Here is a 15,965-nt window from a genome sequence, read left to right on the forward strand (position 1 = left end):
CGGTCAGCTTCTCTTGTAGCGGATCGTGTCGAAGCGCGCCGACAGCGCATCGTAGAGCAGCAGCCGGCCGACCAGTGGTTCGCCGATACCGGTGATCAGCTTGATGGCTTCCATTGCCTGCAAGGTGCCGATGACGCCGGTCAGCGCACCGACGACCCCGGCCACCGCGCAGGACGGCACCAGTCCTTCCGGCGGCGCTTCAGGAAAGAGGTCGCGATATCCAGGGTTCGGTCTGCCGTCGGCGCCGGTCCCGAACGGCATCAACACCGTCACCGAGCCGTCGAAGCGGCCGACGGCGGCATGCACGAGCGGCCGCTTTTCCGCCGCGCAGGCATCCGCCACCACATAGCGCGTCTCGAAATTGTCGGAGCCGTCGACGACCACGTCGTAGCGCGCGACGAGAACGGCAGCATTGTCGGCCGTCAGCCTGAAATCGTGCAATTCCACCGCGACATGGGGATTGATCCGGGCGATCGCTGCTTTGGCGCTCTCGGTCTTCGCCGTGCCGACCGTATGGGTGGCGTGGATCACTTGCCGCTGCAGATTGGACAGCGAGACAATATCGTCGTCGACGATTCCAAGCGTGCCGACGCCGGCGGCAGCGAGATATTCCAGCACCGGCGCGCCGAGGCCGCCGGCGCCGATCACCAGTACCCGCGCCCGCTTCAGCCTCTGCTGGCCGGCGCCGCCGATCTCGGGCAGCACGATGTGGCGGGCATAGCGTTCGAGCTCTTCGTCGGTGAGGGCGGCAGGGGTCATTGCCGGACCATATAGCGGAGCAAAAAGCTTGTCAGGTCTCTTCGGTTGGCCCAACCGTGCCGTGGTCGACGGTGAGGAACTGCGCGCGTCCCCTCAGGCTGGAAAACAGCGCGGCGTCGGTTCCGGTCATGAAGGCCTGGCAGCTCAGCTCTTCCAGGATCGAGAACAGCGCGGCGCGCCGGCCGGCATCGAGATGCGCGGCAATCTCGTCGAGCAACAGGATCGGCGTCATCCCCGACATCTCGCCGGTCAGCCTTGCGTGCGACAACACGATGCCGACCAGCAGCGCCTTCTGCTCTCCGGTCGAGCAGAGTGCGGCCGGCATCGCCTTGGGGCGGTGGCGCACCAGCAGATCCGAACGGTGCGGGCCATCGAACGTGCGTCCGGCGGCGCGGTCGCGCTCGCGGCCGTCGGCAAGGGCGGCGCGATAGCGTTCCTCGACGTCCACGGCGGGTGCTGTGGCGACGTCGCTTTCAAGGTCGCCGGAGAGGCTGATGTCGGCCTGCGGAAACGGCCCGCTGGAATGCAGCCTGTCGATCATGGCGGTAAGCAGGCGTACCAGTTCGGCGCGCGCAGCCGCGATCGCCACGCCGGTTTCGGCCATCTGCATCTCGATGGCGTCGAACCAGGCGCCATCGCGCGAGCCTTCCGTAAGCAAGCGGTTACGTCCGCGCATCGCCTTCTCGTAATCGAGCGCACGCTGGCCGTGGCCGGGATCGACAGCCAAAACCAGCCGGTCGAGAAAGCGCCGCCGGTCGGCGGCAGGTCCGGGGAACAGGCCGTCCATGGCCGGCGTCAGCCAGACGACGCGCAGCCATTCCAGCATGGCGTCTGCCGACCGTGCCGGCGCGCCATTGATGCGCACCTTGCGACCGCCCTCGCCGGCCGCTTCACCCCCGGTGATGCCGGTGCCGATCTCGACCTGTCCCTCCGGCCCGTCGAGCCTTGCGTGGAGCGCAAAGCCGCCATCGCCGCCTTCGCGGGCCACGTCGACATAGGGCGCACGGCGCAGGCCGCGGCCCGGCGTCAGCAGGGAGATGGCTTCCAGAAGATTGGTCTTGCCGGCGCCATTGTCGCCGGAAAACACCACAGGGCCGGGGGAAAAGCCGATCGACAGCGCCGCATAGTTGCGGAAATTCGTAAGTGTTAGCTTCCTTATGTGACTTTGTTCCGGCAACCGCTATCCGCCTGTAGAAGTCGCCGCAATCAATTCTGCTGCAGTGTGCCGCAGTGCGGCTGCTACACCCGCATCGGCATCAGCACGTAGAGCGCGGTCTCATCGGCCATGTCGTGGATCAGCGTCGGCGAACCGGCATCGGCCAGCATGAACTTGGCTTCCGTGCCGGTCAGTTGAGCAGCGACGTCGAGCAGATATTTGGCGTTGAAGCCGATCTCGATCGGGTCTGAGGAGTAATCAGCGGCCAGTTCCTCGGTGGCGCTGCCCGAATCCGGATTGTTGACGGCAAGCGTCACCTGGCCTTCGGAGATCGAAAGCTTCACCGCGCGGCCGCGCTCGGAGGAAATGGTCGAGACGCGATCGACGGCGGCGGCGAAGCTCTGGCGGTCGATGATCAGCTTCTTGTCGTTGCCGGTCGGAATGACGCGCTGGTAGTCCGGGAAAGTGCCGTCGATCAGCTTCGAGGTCAGAACCACGCTGCCGATGGTGAAGCGGATCTTGGTGTCGGACAATTCGGTGGTCACCGCGACATCGGGATCGTCGACCAGCTTCTGCAATTCGCTGACCGTCTTGCGCGGAATGATGATGCCCGGCATGCCTTCGGACCCGGCCGGAGCGTCGATCTCGGCGCGCGCCAGGCGGTGGCCGTCGGTCGCCACCGAACGCAGCTTCAGCTTGCCGCCAGTTTCATGCGTGTGCAGGTAGATGCCGTTGAGATAGTAGCGCGTCTCTTCGGTGGAGATGGCGAACTGGGTCTTTTCGATAAGGCCTCTCAGGGCGACGGAATCGAGCCGGAAGATGTGTGAGAAGGATCCCGCCGAAAGCTCCGGGAAATCGGACTGCGGCAGGCATTGCAGGCGAAAGCTCGAGCGGCCCGACGTTACCGTCATGGCGTTGCCGTCCTCGTCGGTCTTCAGCATCACTTCGGCGCCGTCGGCCAGCTTGCGCACGATGTCGTAGAGCAGGTGCGCCGGAACCGTCGTCGCCCCGCCGCGCTCGACCTTTGCCGGCGTCGCTTCGGTCACTTCGAGGTCGAGGTCGGTGGCTTTCATTTCAAGGCTGGCGCCCTCGGCGCTGAGCAGCACGTTCGACAGGATCGGTATGGTATTGCGCCGCTCGACCACGCGATGAACGTGGTTGAGCGACTTCAGGAGATTGGACCGTTCCAGGATAACACGCATGACGAAACAGGCTCGCTTGAATGAATGGACGGGTCACCAGTGGGCGGCGCCCCGCGAAAGGTCTGAACAGGCTCAGAATCTATGCAAACTGACAGGAAAAAGCCAGCAAACGCAAGTCCGGGCCACCGGTTCGCGCCGGTTAAGCGGGCTTTCTGGGGATAAAGCGGACGTTGGCCGGCAACCGATGCATGTCGCCGAAAACTGCGCAGCGGTTTTGGGACAACGACATGCATCAAAACAAGAAAATTTAAAGCGCGACGACCGTTTGCCGCGCCGATCAGGCTTGGTCGTTGATCAGCCTGCGCAACAGTTCCAGTTCCTGCGCCAGCGTGTTGTCGACGCCGGAAAGGTCCTCGATCTTGCGCACCGCATGCAGCACCGTGGTGTGGTCGCGCCCGCCGAACCGCCGGCCGATCTCCGGCAGCGAGCGCGGCGTCAATACCTTCGACAGGTACATGGCGACCTGCCTGGGCTTCACGATGGTGCGCGTTCGCCGGTTGGACAGCAACTCGGTCTTCGACACATTGTAGTGGCGCGCCACGATGCGCTGGATGTCCTCGATGCGCACCCGCTTCGGCTCGCCAGAGCGATAGATGTGCCCCAGGATCTCGTCGATGCGGTCGATGGTGATCGCCGGCTCGAACGACTGACGAAACAGCAGTTGGTTGAACGCGCCCTCCAGCTCACGACCGCTGCCGGTCACCGTGCGGGCGACATGGTTGAGGATCTCCTCCGAAATATTGAGCGATGCATCGTCAACCTTGGCGGTGGCAAGCCGAAGTTTGAGCATGCCTATGCGCATGGCGAAGTCCGGCGCCGACATTTCCAGCGCGACACCGCCATTGAGGCGCGAGCGCACCCGCGGTTCCAGCGATTCCAGTTCCGACGGCGGCCTGTCAGCGGCAACCACCACTTGCTTGGCGCTGTCGAGCAGCATGTTGATGAGATGGCAGAATTCGTGCTGGATCGACTTGCCCTGCAGGAACTGCATGTCGTCGATGATCAAGAGGTCGATGTCGCGCAGCTGTTCCTTCAGCGTCAGCGCATTGTTGTCGCGGATCGCGGTGGCGAAGCGCCACATGAAATATTCGGCCGTCAGATAGACGACGCGCGATTTCGGGTTCTGTTTCAGGGATTCGGCCGCAATCGCCTGCAAAAGGTGCGTCTTGCCGAGCCCGACGGTCGCATGAAGGAACAGCGGGTTGAAGCGCACCGCGCTCGACTGCGATTCCGCCACGGCTTTGGCTGCGGCGAAAGCCACCCGGTTCGACGGGCCTTCGATGAAGGAGCCGAACGTGTAGCGCGGGTCGAGCGGCGACCCCAGCACATTGTGCCGGAATTCGCTCTCGATCGGCGTGCCGGGACGAGGGGCGGGCGCCCGCTCCACCCTGCCGGGGCCGACCGTGCCGGCCGCCAATGCGGTCTGCGTATGCTTGGTCATCTTGCGCGCCGGCACGGCCTCGGGTTCGACGCCATTGCGGGCAGGACGGGTCGCGGTGCGCACGACCATCTCGATCTTGAGGATTTCGGGATCCTCGTGCTTCCACAGATCGGCGATGAGATCGAGATAATGGCCATTGATCCACGAGCGCAGGAAGGCCGTGGGCACCGAGATGCGTACAATGCCCCGGGAAGCCTCAGCCACCTTCATACGGCCGAACCAGCTCGAATAGACCTCGGTTCCCAGGCGCGCCTTCAACTGGGCCTTGACCCGGTCGAACTTCTGTTCCGCGTCGCTGGAAGCCGCCATATCGTGCGCTCCGACCAATGTTCCGGGAAATGGCAGGTCGCCCGTAAGCTCCCGCTCGATGCCGCTCTGCATGATTGTGCGTCCCTTTTCCTTTGTACCTTTTTTCCGCCGGGAGTGCGCCTCCTGCACCCATGTTTCCGGCGACCGTATCTTCGCTACAACACCACCGCCGCCGCCGGCGGATGACGTTGCCTCGTCAGAATGGGATGGGTCCCGGCTGCTTAAAGCCAGTCCGTCTGACATGTTCGGGCAAAGCGGTGCTACCCGGCGAAAACGCCGGTGCGCCATCAAGCTGCCATGTACAATTACGCCAGTCCCCTATCGTATCGAAAAGGCAAGCCATACCCGTTCGCGGAATTGATCCACGTCATGAATTCTGCCACTGTTAGCTGGCCGATTCAGGCTGGGTTAAGGGCTAATGGCCCGTCCCTTTCGATAGACCGACATTACCGAAATCGCTGTGGATAGGGCAAGGCCACCTCTAACGGATTTTTAAGGAATCTGGTTAGTGAACAACGGTTCGGGCTCCGTGCTGGAAGCGCATATTTTGACAAAGCCATTGGGATTCAAACCCTTTTGCCGCGAATATGAAAATGGCTGTGCGGTTTGAAATTTTCTGAAATAATTCGCTTGACACCAACTTGCTGCCTGTCGCCCACAGGCGATGTGAACAAGCTGTGGATCACTTCCAGCAAGCCACTGAAAAATATCAGCAATTTGTGACAGCCAAATTTATTGGCGTGGGCCGTTTCGGCGGATTGGAATATCAGTGGGAGTGTATGTGCCGGCAAAGCATTCCGGACTCTGGAATGCGGCTCGGGCATGCTTTGCGGCCGTTCTTTTTAAGTGCTTGCCGGCAAACGAAAAAACCCGGCGCGATTGGCCGGGTTTGAAAGAACGACAGTTCAGGAACGGTCAATCAGGCCGACAGCACCTTGAGGCGGTGAGCCAGACGCGACACCTTGCGCGATGCCGTATTCTTATGGATCACGCCCTTGGTCGCGGCGCGCATCAATTCCGGCTCTGCGGTCTTGAAGGCTTCCAGCGCGGCTGCCTTGTCGCCGGCAGCCAGTGCCTCTTCGACCTGGCGGACATATGTACGCACGCGCGAGCGGCGGTTCTTGTTGATCGCTGCGCGGCGGGCGATCTTGCGCGTTGCCTTTTTGGCCGAGGAGGTATTGGCCATGATGCCTCTCTTCTGATCTGGTGGGCGCATGCGGGATGCCGCAGGGCGCAAAAAACAAACGGGCAGCCAACGGCCGCCTCGGTTGGAGCGGCTTATAGTTCAGCTTTTCCGGCGCGTCAACGCCGCTTTGGCTTCTTTTTGGTCCTCGCCGCCGCCACTCTAGCGATTGGTGAAATTCGGCTTCCGCTTCTCGGCAAAGGCGGCCATCCCTTCCTTCTGGTCGTCGAGCGCAAACAGCGAGTGGAACAGCCGGCGTTCGAAGCGCAGTCCCTCCGCCAGCGTCGTCTCGTAGGCGCGGTTGACTGCCTCCTTGGCCATCATCACCGATGGCAGTGAAAACTCTGATATCCTGGCCGCGGCCTTCATCGCCTCCTCGATCAACTCGCCGGCCGGCACGACGCGCGAGGCCAGGCCGCTGCGCTCGGCTTCGGCGGCATCCATCATCCGACCGGTCAGGCACATGTCCATGGCCTTCGACTTGCCGACAAAGCGGGTCAGCCGTTGCGACCCGCCCATGCCGGGAATGACGCCGAGCGTGATTTCGGGCTGGCCGAATTTCGCCGTGTCGGCGGCAATGATGAAATCGCACATCATCGCCAGTTCGCAGCCGCCGCCCAGTGCATAGCCGGCGACCGCCGCGATCATCGGCTTGCGCGCACGGGTAAACTCTTCCCAGCCGACGAAGAAATCCTGCACATAGGCCTCCGCGTAGGTGACGGCCTGCATTTCCTTGATGTCGGCGCCCGCCGCAAAAGCCTTCTCGGAACCGGTGATGACCATGGCGCCGATGCCGGGATCGGCGTCGAACCCCTTTGCCGCCGTCAGCAAATCCGCCAGCACCTGCGCGTTCAGCGCGTTGAGCGCCTTGGGCCGGTTCAACGTGATCAGGCCGACCTTGCCGCGCGTCTCGACGATGATGGTTTCATAGCTCATGGGCTGGCCTCCTGGTTGCGGCACTGAAGGACCGTCTAGCTTACCGCTGGCAGGTCCGGCAATAAAAGGTCGAGCGGCCGCTTTGCACGATGCGCTCGATGTGGCCGCGACAGCCGGGCGTCGGACAGGGCTCGCCTTCGCGATCGTAGACCGCGAAGGAATGCTGGAAATAGCCCAGCGACCCGTCTGTGTGCACATAGTCGCGCAGCGAAGACCCGCCGGCGGCGATCGCATCGGCGATCACCGAACGGATTGCCTCGGCCAGTCGTTCGCTCTGTTCCTTGGCCTTCTTGCTGGTCCCGGCGATGGTGCCTGCCTCGCGCAATGGCGAAAGGCCGGCGCGCCACAGCGCTTCCGACACATAGATATTGCCGAGCCCGGCAATCAGCTTCTGGTCGAGCAGCGCCGCCTTCAACGGCGATCTGCGGCCCTTCAGCAGAGAGGCGAGCAGGGCGCCTTCCAGCGCATTGCCGGTCGGCTCGACGCCCAGTCCCGCCAGCATCGGATGCGCGTCGGCCAGGCCTTCCGCAAACAGCATGAAGCCGAAGCGACGCGGGTCGTTGAAGACCACGCGAGACTGGACGCCGACAGGCGACACGACATGGAACACCACATGGTCGTGCTTGGCATCCTTCGAGCGCTCTTGATGGAACGTGCCGGGCGTCTCTTTCTCATCGGCGGTCTCGATGCGGAACGAGCCCGACATGCCGAGATGGCAGATCAGCACCGGGCCATCGTCCAGGTGTATGGTGAGATATTTGGCGCGGCGGCCAAGCGCGATGACCGTCTTGCCGGTCAGCCGCTGCGCAAATTTCGCCGGAAACGGAAATCTGAGATCGGGCCGGCGCGCCTCGACGCGTACGATCCGCGCGCTTTCCAGAACCGGCTGCAGGCCGCGCCGGACGGTTTCGACCTCGGGCAGTTCAGGCATGGCCGCCTATCGCCGCATGGAAGGAAGCGCCGTGGCGGCCGCGCGCCAGCTTGAGGTGTTCGGCGACCGTCTCACCGATATCGGCGAAGGTGGTCCTGAGCCCGATGTCGCCGCCCGTGAGACCTGGTGCGGTGCCGATGACCGGGACGCGTTCGCGCGTGTGGTCGGTGCCACGCCATGTCGGATCGTTGCCATGGTCGGCGGTGAGGATGAGCAGATCGCCCGGCTTCAGCTTTGCCAGTGCCTCGGGCAGCCGGCGGTCGAAGGCTTCGAGCGCCGCAGCATAGCCGGCGACGTCGCGGCGATGGCCGAACTCGGTGTCGAAGTCGACGAAATTGGCGAACACCAGGTCGCCGTCGCCGGCATCGTCCATCGCGCCCAGCGCCTTGTCGAACATTGCCATGTTGCCGGGCGCCTTGCGTACTTCCGAGATACCGCGGTGGGCGAAGATGTCGCCGATCTTGCCGACCGCGATCACCCGGCTGCCGCGCCCGGTCAAGCGGTCGAGCAGCGTCGGCTCAGGCGGCGGCACGGCGTAGTCATGGCGGTTGTAGGTGCGCTCGAAGGTGGCTGATGTTTCGCCCAGGAAAGGCCGTGCGATCACCCGTCCGATTTTCAGCGGATCGACCAGCCGGCGTACCGTCTTGCAGAACTCGTAGAGCCGCTCCAGGCCGAAATGAACTTCGTGCGCTGCTATCTGCAGGACGGAATCGACCGAGGTGTAGCAGATCGGCTGGCCGGTGCGGATATGCTCCTCGCCAAAGCGCTCGATGATCTCGGTGCCGGGTGCATGGCAGTTGCCGAGAATGCCCGGCACCTTGCCCTCGCGGATCATCGCTTCGGTCAGTTCGGCAGGGAAGGCGGGCACCTTATCGGGGAAATAGCCCCAGTCGAACCGCACGGGCAGACCTGCGATTTCCCAGTGACCCGACGGCGTATCCTTGCCGCTCGAAATCTCCTGCGCGGCGCCGTGGAAAGCGGAGGCTGAAACAGCGGCTTTGCTGTCGAAGTGGAAGCCGGTTGCGGTTTCTGCTGCGCGGCCGAGACCGAGCGAAACCATGGTGGGCACCTTCAGCGGTCCCTCGCGCAGGCCCTCGCGATCGGCGCGGGCTTCCGCGCAGGCCAGCGCGATATGTCCGAATGTGTTCGAGCCGGCGTCGCCATAGCGTTCGGCATCGGCGGCGCCGCCAATGCCGAAAGAATCGAGAACGAAGAGGAAAGCGCGTGCCATCGGTGCCGTCATTGCCAGTCTGGTTGACCAGACATAAGGTCCCGTCGCGGCATTGGCAAATCGTAAACCAGGCGGCAACGGCCTGGCGCGATAGTCGCGAAGTCGGGCAGGCGTGGTGTACGCATCCTTGAGACATGCGATGCGCTTCAAGGAACGGCGTGCGGGGCATGGATCGATGAGACGGGCTGACCTCGGTTGGAGTGCACTGGCGACCACTGTAGCGCTGCTGGCCTCGCAGCTCGCGGCGCACGCCGACTGGCGCGACGAGATCGGCACGTTTCGGATCGGCATCGTTGCCGAGCCGGGCGCCGGCAACACGGTTCCGGGTCTGGCCTTGCTGACAGACGCCTACGGCAAGGCGCTCGGCATGAAGGTGGAATTCGTCGTCGCGCATAACTATGCGGCGCTGATCGAGGCACAGGCCAATGGCCGGATTCAGTACGCGGTCTATTCGGCGACCGCCTACGCCACCGCCTCGGAGCGCTGCGGCTGCGTCGAACCTCTTGTGGCGCCGGTCGATGCCGACGGTGCCACGGGCATCCGCTCCGTGCTTTTGACGCGCGACGGCAGGCTTTCCGATCTCGCGGCCCTGGAAACGCACCGCATTGCCATGGCGCCTTCCGACAATGTCGGCGGTTCGCTTCTACCGCTCGCCGGGCTGGCAGCCGACGGCATCAAGATCAGCCAGGATGCGCCATTCCTCGCTCATGCCGGCTCGGCTGCCGCCGCAGAAGCGATGCTGGCCGATGGCCAGGCCGATGCCGTGTTCGGCTGGGAGCGGGCCACGGCGGAAAACCGGACGGCGATTGCTGGCGATCAGCCGGCTGATCCGGACGGCACGGCGGCGCGACTGGAGGCGGCGGGCATTCCAGAAGCCGCGCTCCAGATCATCTGGACCTCCGGCGTGCTCAGATACGGCCCTCACGCCGTCCGCAGCGATCTCGACCCCGAAGCCAAACGCCGACTGACCGTCTTCCTCACCAATCTCAGATCGCAGTCGCCGGAAGTCTACGATTTCGTGGAATCGAAACATTCGGGAGGGTTCACGCTCGCCGCTGCGAGTGACTATGCGATGGCCGCTTCCATCGTGCGCCTGGTGTCGGGCAGCACCGACAGCGGCGCGCAATGAACCCGGGTTGAATGGGTAGAACTGCTTCAGCAATCGCTGCAGGGGATCGACGTGGCCCGGCGCGGCCTGAGATAGTAGGTTTCGCTCATCGTTATCTTGCCTTTGTTGAAGGCCGAGATAAATCCGAGCGGCTTTTCGGAGCCTTCCGACCAGGAGATGATCGGTTGGTATGCTAGAGTGGTTTTGACACGAATGAGGAAAGTCCCCGCAACATTGAGCGTCGCCGGAACGGTGGTGGAAGTTGTCGGGTTGGAGTCGCGGCCAGTCTTCCCATCCAGCACGCTCCAGGACCACGCCACCTTTGCTTGCGGTATCGGATTGTTCGGGTCGGTTCTGATGTCGATTGCCGTAATGGAGATATTGGCGACCGAGCGGTTGTAAGGCTGAAGGCTGGAGTTGCCGATCTTCATGATGTCGGTGAGATCTGCGTTGACCACCGACGTTTGCTGCGTGACGAGGTCGGCAACCATGGAGCTGATGCGGCTGACCTTCTTGCTGGCCTCGATGGCTTGCGAGGCCTCCATGGTAATGAAATACATGATCAGCAAGACAGGCACGATGAGGGCAAACTCGACGGCCGCTATGCCGCGCCGATCGGAAAAAAACCGCGCCGCTCTCTTCCAGACAACCGACATCCCCGGATGTGCCCCCGCACGAAACATGCACTTTTCCTTTTGCTTACACGTGCAAACTCAGTTGTCGAATGGCTCGTTTTGCCACGTTGTCGTCGCGTAATGCAGAGTCTTGCCGCCATCCATATTCGACATGTATTGAGCCATGAAATCGGTCATGACCGGCCAAGGGTAAAAGACCCGCAGCATGTTCTTTGATTCTGCCGGACCTATTGTAGGGGTCCCGAAAGCCGGGTCCTTGCCTGTATCCGGATCCTTGCCCGTCAGCGTGATGGTCGAGCCGGAAATCGTGAAACCCGCACTGGCTGCCCCGGCAAAGGTCTTGAACGGGCGCAGATCCACCAGCAAACCGGGGCAACCCTTCGCGACAATGATCTCGAGTCTGGCGCAGACCAAGCCCTTCAGCTTCTCTTCCGTCACATCGGCTTGCCTCAACTGGCCAGTACGCAACTGACGGGCGATATCATCGGTGATGTTGGCCATCACCTCCTGTCCGGCAAATGAAACGCAGCTCTCGAGGATGGCGAAGACGAGAGCCGCAAACGGTAACGCAAGCATCGCGAATTCTATCGCCGTGCTGCCGCGCCGATCACCAAGGAAAAGACGGGCAAACGTCACGCGCCCTGCCTTGACCTTGCAGATCTCGCGTTCTGAATCCTCGTCCAAAACGTCGCCCCTATCCCGTTTCTACCGATCCTGATGCGGTACCGTCAGCACCACTATCAAGAACCCATTTAGCTCCGGTTTGAATGACCGTTAAATTCGACCAGGCGACATTAACCGGCCGCTAACCGACGCGGCTTTCCCGAGACAATCAAGCCAACTGAGGCGCTTACTGCCCAGCGCTCATCTCGGCTTCGGACGACTTTTCCGAGTCGCTCTTGTACGAGCTTTCGCAATAGGGCGTGCAGGACATGGTCTGTACCGAGGCGCGCCTGTAGATACGCACGGACGACGCGTCCTGGCGCACCACGGTCACCTGCTCGTCGACGATCGGGCTGCCATCGTGGTCGAGGACAACCAGATTGGTGACGCCGAACCCCTTGCCGGTCAGCACGATCGTCGATGCATCCTGGACGGAGGCGTCGGCAATCGCCGGATTGCCGACGACGATGGTGTCGGCGGGGCGTGTCAGTTTGACGATCTTGGCCTGATTCATCGTCACTTCGATGCCGGCTCCGGCCTTGGCCGGCAGCACAAAAGCCGGGACGGCGAGAAGCGCGACAAGCAGGAATGACGATTTCATGGCAGTCATCAAGGCGCTCCACAGCGGCAAAACTTGTTCAAAGAAACATGAAGGAGATTGGTGAACCAACGGTTAAACCTTGACCGTCGCCGGGGTATTCGCACCAATCTTGCTGCCAGCTAATATAACAATGCATCCTGCCGATAGCCGTGAGATTACAGCTTTTCACGGGCAGGCGAGCTACTTTCCAGCGTTTAGTTTACGGTTAACCACGCAAGCTGTTCGAAGCGGGAAAGGAATCGGTAAGGCTGTTTATTAAGCCGATTGAAAGAGCTTCTCCGTAGATTGGCAGCATCCGATCAACCACCACAGAAGTTGACGGAAGTGCTGTAACACGTGGAGTAGGAGCTCTCGAATGTCTAATCTCATCGCACGTTTCGCGAAGGACGAATCCGGCGCGACCGCTATCGAATACGGTCTGATCGCAGCTCTCATCGCGCTTGCCATCATGGTTGGCGCTGGTCAGCTCGGCAATGCCCTGAACAACAAGTTCAAGGACATCGCGGATTGCGTGAAGGATCCGACGAACGCTGCTTGTAAGTAATAGTCTAGCATCCTGTTTCGACGGGTAGACTGGAAGGGCCGCCTCGCTGGCGGCCCTTTTGTCTTTGAAGATCGTTTGGCTTTGGTCTTTGCTGCGCCGCTTGGCGCCCTGACATTTCCCGGGATTTGCCCCGCATCAGCAGAACTCACCAATCCTTAACCCAAGCCGCCTAACCTGCAGCCATCGTTGCCTTTCCAACCATGAGAGACCGATGCTCAACGCGCTGATCTTCGTTGTCTTTCCGTTTTGCATGCTTTTTGCGGCGATCTCCGACGCGCTGTCGATGACAATCTCCAATCGGGTGCCGGCGCTGCTTGTGGCCGTCTTTGCCGTGGTTGCGCCACTGACGGGTATGGACTGGGCAACCTATGGCTGGCATTTCGCCGCCGGCGCCTTGGTGCTGGCAGTGACGTTCGGTCTGTTTGCACTGGGCGGCATGGGCGGCGGCGACGCCAAGCTGCTCGCCGGCACCGCCGTCTGGATGGGGTTCAACACTCACCTTGTCGAGTATCTCGTGATCTCAGCGTTTATCGGGGGACTGCTGACGCTCGCCATCCTCCTCTACCGGAAATCGCCGCTGGCGATCTACACCAGCCACAGTCCATTCCTGCGCCATTTCGCCGACGACACGACCGGCGTTCCCTACGGCATTGCACTCGGCATTGGCGGGCTGCTAACCTATCCGGACTCACCCCTGATGGTATGGGCGCTGGCAAGGCTGGCGATCTGAGACAGCAAGCCTTCCTTGCCGCTCCTGCATCGATCTGAAAAGAGGCGGCTTGGCCGCCTCTTTTGTTGGTCGGAGCACGGGTCCATCCAATTTATGTAAACCTTAAATTAATCACGATCGTAAGCATTGTATTAACCTTGTTTTGACGATTGCCGCTGCAAAGTCCGGCCTGGCTAGGTGGTTGCCTAAAGGCGAGGGTTCGGACAGATGCCAGCATCCCGACTGATCATTCTGGGCGTGGCGGTGGCCGCGGCGGGTGGTGCAGGTTATGTTGCCAAGAATATGGTGGCGGTCCCGCCCCAGCAGGTCGTCGTCGATGCCCCGCAGGCGCCGGCCATCGCCTTGCAGGATGTGCTCGTGCTTTCCGGCGACGTGCCTATGGGAAGCCCGCTTGAAAACAATCTCAGCTGGGAGTCCTGGCCGTCCGATGGCATCAATGCGAATTTCATCACCCGTGCCGCCGAACCCGAAGCGCGGGAGAAGCTGAAGGGCTCCGTCGCCCGCATGGCGATGTACACCGGTGAGCCGCTGCGGCGCTCCAAGCTGATCGGCGAGGGGCAGAGCTTCATGTCTTCTATCCTGCCCACCGGCATGCGTGCCGTCGCCACCGCGATCTCGGCGGACACGTCGGCAGGCGGCTTTATCCTGCCTAACGATTTTGTCGACGTCATCATGACCCGCAGATCCGACACCGGCAACGGCGGTAGCGAATTCACCACCGAGACCATCCTCAAGAACATCCGCGTCCTGGCGATCGATCAAACCATCCAGGAGGACGAGGAAGGCAAGAAGACCAGGGTCGGACAGACGGCGACGCTGGAGCTGACGCCGCAGCAGGCCGAGATCATCACCGTCGCCCAGCAAATGGCCGATCGCCTGACGCTGGCGCTGCGCTCAATCACCGACAACAAGGAAAAGGGTACCGATGAAGCCGACTACCTCGTTTCCGGCAATGGGCGGCGCGGAACGGTGCGGTTGATCAAATCGGGCGAAGTTTCCGAAGTAGGGGCAAGGAAATGAGGTTACTCGCTAAACTGCCGGTCACCATGGCTGCGGCCATCGGCCTGCTTTTTCTCGGAGCCCATGCAAGTGGCCTCGTCGACGCCAAGGCCGCCGGAAAGAGCGCCCGGGTCATGGCCTCGACCGCCACGCAACGTGTCAAGCTCGGCCTCAACAAATCGGTGGTCATCGATCTGCCGAGCGATGCCTACGACATTCTGGTCGCCAACCCTGCGGTCGCCGATGCGGTGACCCGCACCGCAAGGCGGATCTATCTGTTCGGCAAGTCGGTGGGCGAAACCAACATCTTCGTCTTCGGTCCCAATGGCGAGCAGATTGCCAGCCTGGATCTGGCCGTCGAACGCGACGTCGCCGGATTGGAAGACTACCTCAAGCGCTTCCTTCCGAATGCCGAGATCAAGGTCGAATTGCTGAACGACAACGTCGTCCTGACCGGGGTGGTGGACACGCCGCTCGATGCCAAGCGCGCCGTCGATCTGGCAACCATCTTTGTGTCCGGCGGTGAAGCGACGACCGGCCAGTATTCGCAGACCGCGGCCGGCGGCAATGCTAATGGCGGCGTCGACATCAACAATCCGGATGCCGAACGCCGGGTCTCGAAGATCGTCAACCTGCTGCAGATCATCGGCGACGACCAGGTGACGCTGAAGGTGACCGTGGCCGAAGTCAGCCGCTCGGTGATGAAGCAGCTCGGCGTCAACATGGTTGGCAAAGGCAGCTCCAACGGCATCAGCTTCAATGCGACCAGTGACACCTTCCCCGGCCTAGGCAAGCCGTTGTCGAGTTCGGGGGTCAATTTTGCCACCTCTGCTCTGCAGGGCTACATCACTGCGATGGAGCAGTCCGGCGTCATGAAAACGCTGGCCGAGCCTACTTTGACGGCCGTCTCCGGTGAGAAGGCGACCTTCAAGGTCGGCGGCGAGTACAATATGGTCAGCGCCGTTACAAATGCCAAGTCGGATGCCAATCAGAATGCCGACAGGGTTTGGACGGCTCAGAAAATCGAATACGGCATCGGCCTGGAATTTCAGCCTGTGGTGCTGTCGCCCGGTCGCATCAGCCTGAAGGTCAGGACGTCGGTTTCCGAACCGACCACCGAAGGCGCGGTCTCTTTCGGAGACACCAACGTCATATCGCTGCGCAAACGTTTGGCCGACACGACCGTGGAACTGCCTTCGGGTGGATCGATGATGATAGCCGGCCTCGTCCGCGACGACGTCAGGCAGGCGGTAAACGGCTTGCCCGGACTGACCAAGATCCCGGTGCTCGGCACGCTGTTCCGCAGCCGCGATTTCGTCCGCAACGAAAGCGAGTTGGTCATCATCATCACGCCTTATCTGGCGCGGCCGGTGGCGCGCAACGACCTGGCCAAGCCGGATGACAATTTCAACGCCGCCGGCGATGGCCCGGCCATGTTCCTTGGCCGCGTCAACCGCGTCTACGGCACCATGCAGACAGACAAGCCCAACGGCCGCTACCACGGCGTTGTCGGCTTCATCTACAAGTAAGCGGGGAG

17 protein-coding genes are annotated in these 15,965 nt (G+C 62.0%); 6 read left to right on the plus strand and 11 right to left on the minus strand.

All coding sequences use genetic code 11. The annotated features are described in order from the left end of the window. Nucleotides 1–3: 3 nt before the first annotated feature. The 4 genes from AC3EML_RS07680 to dnaA form a co-directional block, all read right to left on the minus strand. The gene (locus AC3EML_RS07680) at nt 4–759 is read right to left on the minus strand and encodes a molybdopterin-synthase adenylyltransferase MoeB (RefSeq protein WP_023681998.1); all 756 of its coding nucleotides are present in this window, start codon (nt 757–759) and stop codon (nt 4–6) included. Between the two features lie 31 nt (nt 760–790). Further along, nucleotides 791–1,936, minus strand: a complete 1,146-nt coding sequence (recF, locus tag AC3EML_RS07685; RefSeq protein ID WP_352521654.1) for a DNA replication/repair protein RecF — start codon at nt 1,934–1,936, stop codon at nt 791–793. 62 nt (nt 1,937–1,998) lie between these two features. Then, nucleotides 1,999–3,117: a DNA polymerase III subunit beta gene (gene dnaN / locus AC3EML_RS07690; protein WP_352521655.1), complete on the minus strand. Its 1,119-nt coding sequence runs from the start codon at nt 3,115–3,117 to the stop codon at nt 1,999–2,001. A 277-nt stretch (nt 3,118–3,394) separates the two neighbouring features. Next, nucleotides 3,395–4,939 carry a chromosomal replication initiator protein DnaA gene (dnaA, locus tag AC3EML_RS07695; RefSeq protein ID WP_031195619.1) on the minus strand — a complete coding sequence of 515 codons (1,545 nt, stop codon included), beginning with the start codon at nt 4,937–4,939 and terminating at the stop codon, nt 3,395–3,397. Between the two features lie 605 nt (nt 4,940–5,544). Here dnaA and AC3EML_RS07700 point away from each other — a divergent pair. Further along, on the plus strand, nt 5,545–5,760 hold the full coding sequence (locus tag AC3EML_RS07700; RefSeq protein ID WP_156933890.1) for a hypothetical protein: 216 nt from the start codon (nt 5,545–5,547) through the stop codon (nt 5,758–5,760). Between the two features lie 26 nt (nt 5,761–5,786). Here the strand turns inward: AC3EML_RS07700 and rpsT are convergent, their stop codons facing one another. From rpsT to AC3EML_RS07720, 4 genes are all read right to left on the minus strand, one after another. After that, nucleotides 5,787–6,053 (minus strand): 30S ribosomal protein S20, encoded by a 267-nt coding sequence (gene rpsT / locus AC3EML_RS07705; RefSeq protein ID WP_023681995.1) that lies wholly within the window; start codon nt 6,051–6,053, stop codon nt 5,787–5,789. A 159-nt stretch (nt 6,054–6,212) separates the two neighbouring features. After that, the gene (locus tag AC3EML_RS07710) at nt 6,213–6,986 is read right to left on the minus strand and encodes an enoyl-CoA hydratase (protein ID WP_023681994.1); all 774 of its coding nucleotides are present in this window, start codon (nt 6,984–6,986) and stop codon (nt 6,213–6,215) included. A gap of 40 nt (nt 6,987–7,026) precedes the next feature. Further along, nucleotides 7,027–7,917 carry a bifunctional DNA-formamidopyrimidine glycosylase/DNA-(apurinic or apyrimidinic site) lyase gene (mutM, locus tag AC3EML_RS07715; protein ID WP_023696719.1) on the minus strand — a complete coding sequence of 297 codons (891 nt, stop codon included), beginning with the start codon at nt 7,915–7,917 and terminating at the stop codon, nt 7,027–7,029. After that, entirely contained in the window at nt 7,910–9,148 is a 1,239-nt protein-coding gene (locus AC3EML_RS07720; RefSeq protein ID WP_023699474.1) for a phosphopentomutase, read from the minus strand. Before AC3EML_RS07720 ends, mutM begins: the two co-directional genes overlap by 8 nt. A gap of 175 nt (nt 9,149–9,323) precedes the next feature. On the opposite strand from AC3EML_RS07720, the gene AC3EML_RS07725 reads away from it, so the two are divergent. Continuing rightward, entirely contained in the window at nt 9,324–10,277 is a 954-nt protein-coding gene (locus tag AC3EML_RS07725) for a PhnD/SsuA/transferrin family substrate-binding protein (RefSeq protein WP_023699475.1), read from the plus strand. Nucleotides 10,278–10,303: 26 nt separating this feature from the next. Here the strand turns inward: AC3EML_RS07725 and AC3EML_RS07730 are convergent, their stop codons facing one another. From AC3EML_RS07730 to AC3EML_RS07740, 3 genes are all read right to left on the minus strand, one after another. Further along, entirely contained in the window at nt 10,304–10,912 is a 609-nt protein-coding gene (locus AC3EML_RS07730) for a TadE/TadG family type IV pilus assembly protein (protein WP_352805265.1), read from the minus strand. 57 nt (nt 10,913–10,969) lie between these two features. Further along, nucleotides 10,970–11,575 carry a TadE/TadG family type IV pilus assembly protein gene (locus tag AC3EML_RS07735; RefSeq protein ID WP_023699477.1) on the minus strand — a complete coding sequence of 202 codons (606 nt, stop codon included), beginning with the start codon at nt 11,573–11,575 and terminating at the stop codon, nt 10,970–10,972. 166 nt (nt 11,576–11,741) lie between these two features. After that, nucleotides 11,742–12,164: a pilus assembly protein N-terminal domain-containing protein gene (locus tag AC3EML_RS07740; RefSeq protein ID WP_023681988.1), complete on the minus strand. Its 423-nt coding sequence runs from the start codon at nt 12,162–12,164 to the stop codon at nt 11,742–11,744. A gap of 346 nt (nt 12,165–12,510) precedes the next feature. On the opposite strand from AC3EML_RS07740, the gene AC3EML_RS07745 reads away from it, so the two are divergent. The 4 genes from AC3EML_RS07745 (at nt 12,511) to AC3EML_RS07760 (ending at nt 15,957) form a co-directional block, all read left to right on the plus strand. Next, the gene (locus tag AC3EML_RS07745; protein WP_023699479.1) at nt 12,511–12,699 is read left to right on the plus strand and encodes a Flp family type IVb pilin; all 189 of its coding nucleotides are present in this window, start codon (nt 12,511–12,513) and stop codon (nt 12,697–12,699) included. 211 nt (nt 12,700–12,910) lie between these two features. Continuing rightward, entirely contained in the window at nt 12,911–13,429 is a 519-nt protein-coding gene (locus AC3EML_RS07750) for an A24 family peptidase (protein WP_352521656.1), read from the plus strand. A 207-nt stretch (nt 13,430–13,636) separates the two neighbouring features. After that, nucleotides 13,637–14,449 carry a Flp pilus assembly protein CpaB gene (gene cpaB / locus AC3EML_RS07755; protein WP_488505181.1) on the plus strand — a complete coding sequence of 271 codons (813 nt, stop codon included), beginning with the start codon at nt 13,637–13,639 and terminating at the stop codon, nt 14,447–14,449. Then, on the plus strand, nt 14,446–15,957 hold the full coding sequence (locus AC3EML_RS07760) for a type II and III secretion system protein family protein (protein WP_352521657.1): 1,512 nt from the start codon (nt 14,446–14,448) through the stop codon (nt 15,955–15,957). Before cpaB ends, AC3EML_RS07760 begins: the two co-directional genes overlap by 4 nt. Nucleotides 15,958–15,965 lie beyond the last annotated feature (8 nt).

This window comes from Mesorhizobium sp. P170090 (assembly GCF_057786115.1).

Bases quoted from the DNA above. Each gene is read 5' to 3' on its own strand.
- AC3EML_RS07680 (WP_023681998.1), bottom strand. From the start codon at position 759: ATGACCCCTGCCGCCCTCACCGACGAAGAGCTCGAACGCTATGCCCGC.
- dnaN (WP_352521655.1), bottom strand. From the start codon at position 3,117: ATGCGTGTTATCCTGGAACGGTCCAATCTCCTGAAGTCGCTCAACCAC.
- dnaA (WP_031195619.1), bottom strand. From the start codon at position 4,939: ATGCAGAGCGGCATCGAGCGGGAGCTTACGGGCGACCTGCCATTTCCC.
- rpsT (WP_023681995.1), bottom strand. From the start codon at position 6,053: ATGGCCAATACCTCCTCGGCCAAAAAGGCAACGCGCAAGATCGCCCGC.
- AC3EML_RS07710 (WP_023681994.1), bottom strand. From the start codon at position 6,986: ATGAGCTATGAAACCATCATCGTCGAGACGCGCGGCAAGGTCGGCCTG.
- mutM (WP_023696719.1), bottom strand. From the start codon at position 7,917: ATGCCTGAACTGCCCGAGGTCGAAACCGTCCGGCGCGGCCTGCAGCCG.
- AC3EML_RS07720 (WP_023699474.1), bottom strand. From the start codon at position 9,148: ATGGCACGCGCTTTCCTCTTCGTTCTCGATTCTTTCGGCATTGGCGGC.
- AC3EML_RS07725 (WP_023699475.1), top strand. From the start codon at position 9,324: ATGAGACGGGCTGACCTCGGTTGGAGTGCACTGGCGACCACTGTAGCG.
- AC3EML_RS07730 (WP_352805265.1), bottom strand. From the start codon at position 10,912: ATGTCGGTTGTCTGGAAGAGAGCGGCGCGGTTTTTTTCCGATCGGCGC.
- AC3EML_RS07740 (WP_023681988.1), bottom strand. From the start codon at position 12,164: ATGACTGCCATGAAATCGTCATTCCTGCTTGTCGCGCTTCTCGCCGTC.
- AC3EML_RS07745 (WP_023699479.1), top strand. From the start codon at position 12,511: ATGTCTAATCTCATCGCACGTTTCGCGAAGGACGAATCCGGCGCGACC.
- AC3EML_RS07750 (WP_352521656.1), top strand. From the start codon at position 12,911: ATGCTCAACGCGCTGATCTTCGTTGTCTTTCCGTTTTGCATGCTTTTT.
- cpaB (WP_488505181.1), top strand. From the start codon at position 13,637: ATGCCAGCATCCCGACTGATCATTCTGGGCGTGGCGGTGGCCGCGGCG.
- AC3EML_RS07760 (WP_352521657.1), top strand. From the start codon at position 14,446: ATGAGGTTACTCGCTAAACTGCCGGTCACCATGGCTGCGGCCATCGGC.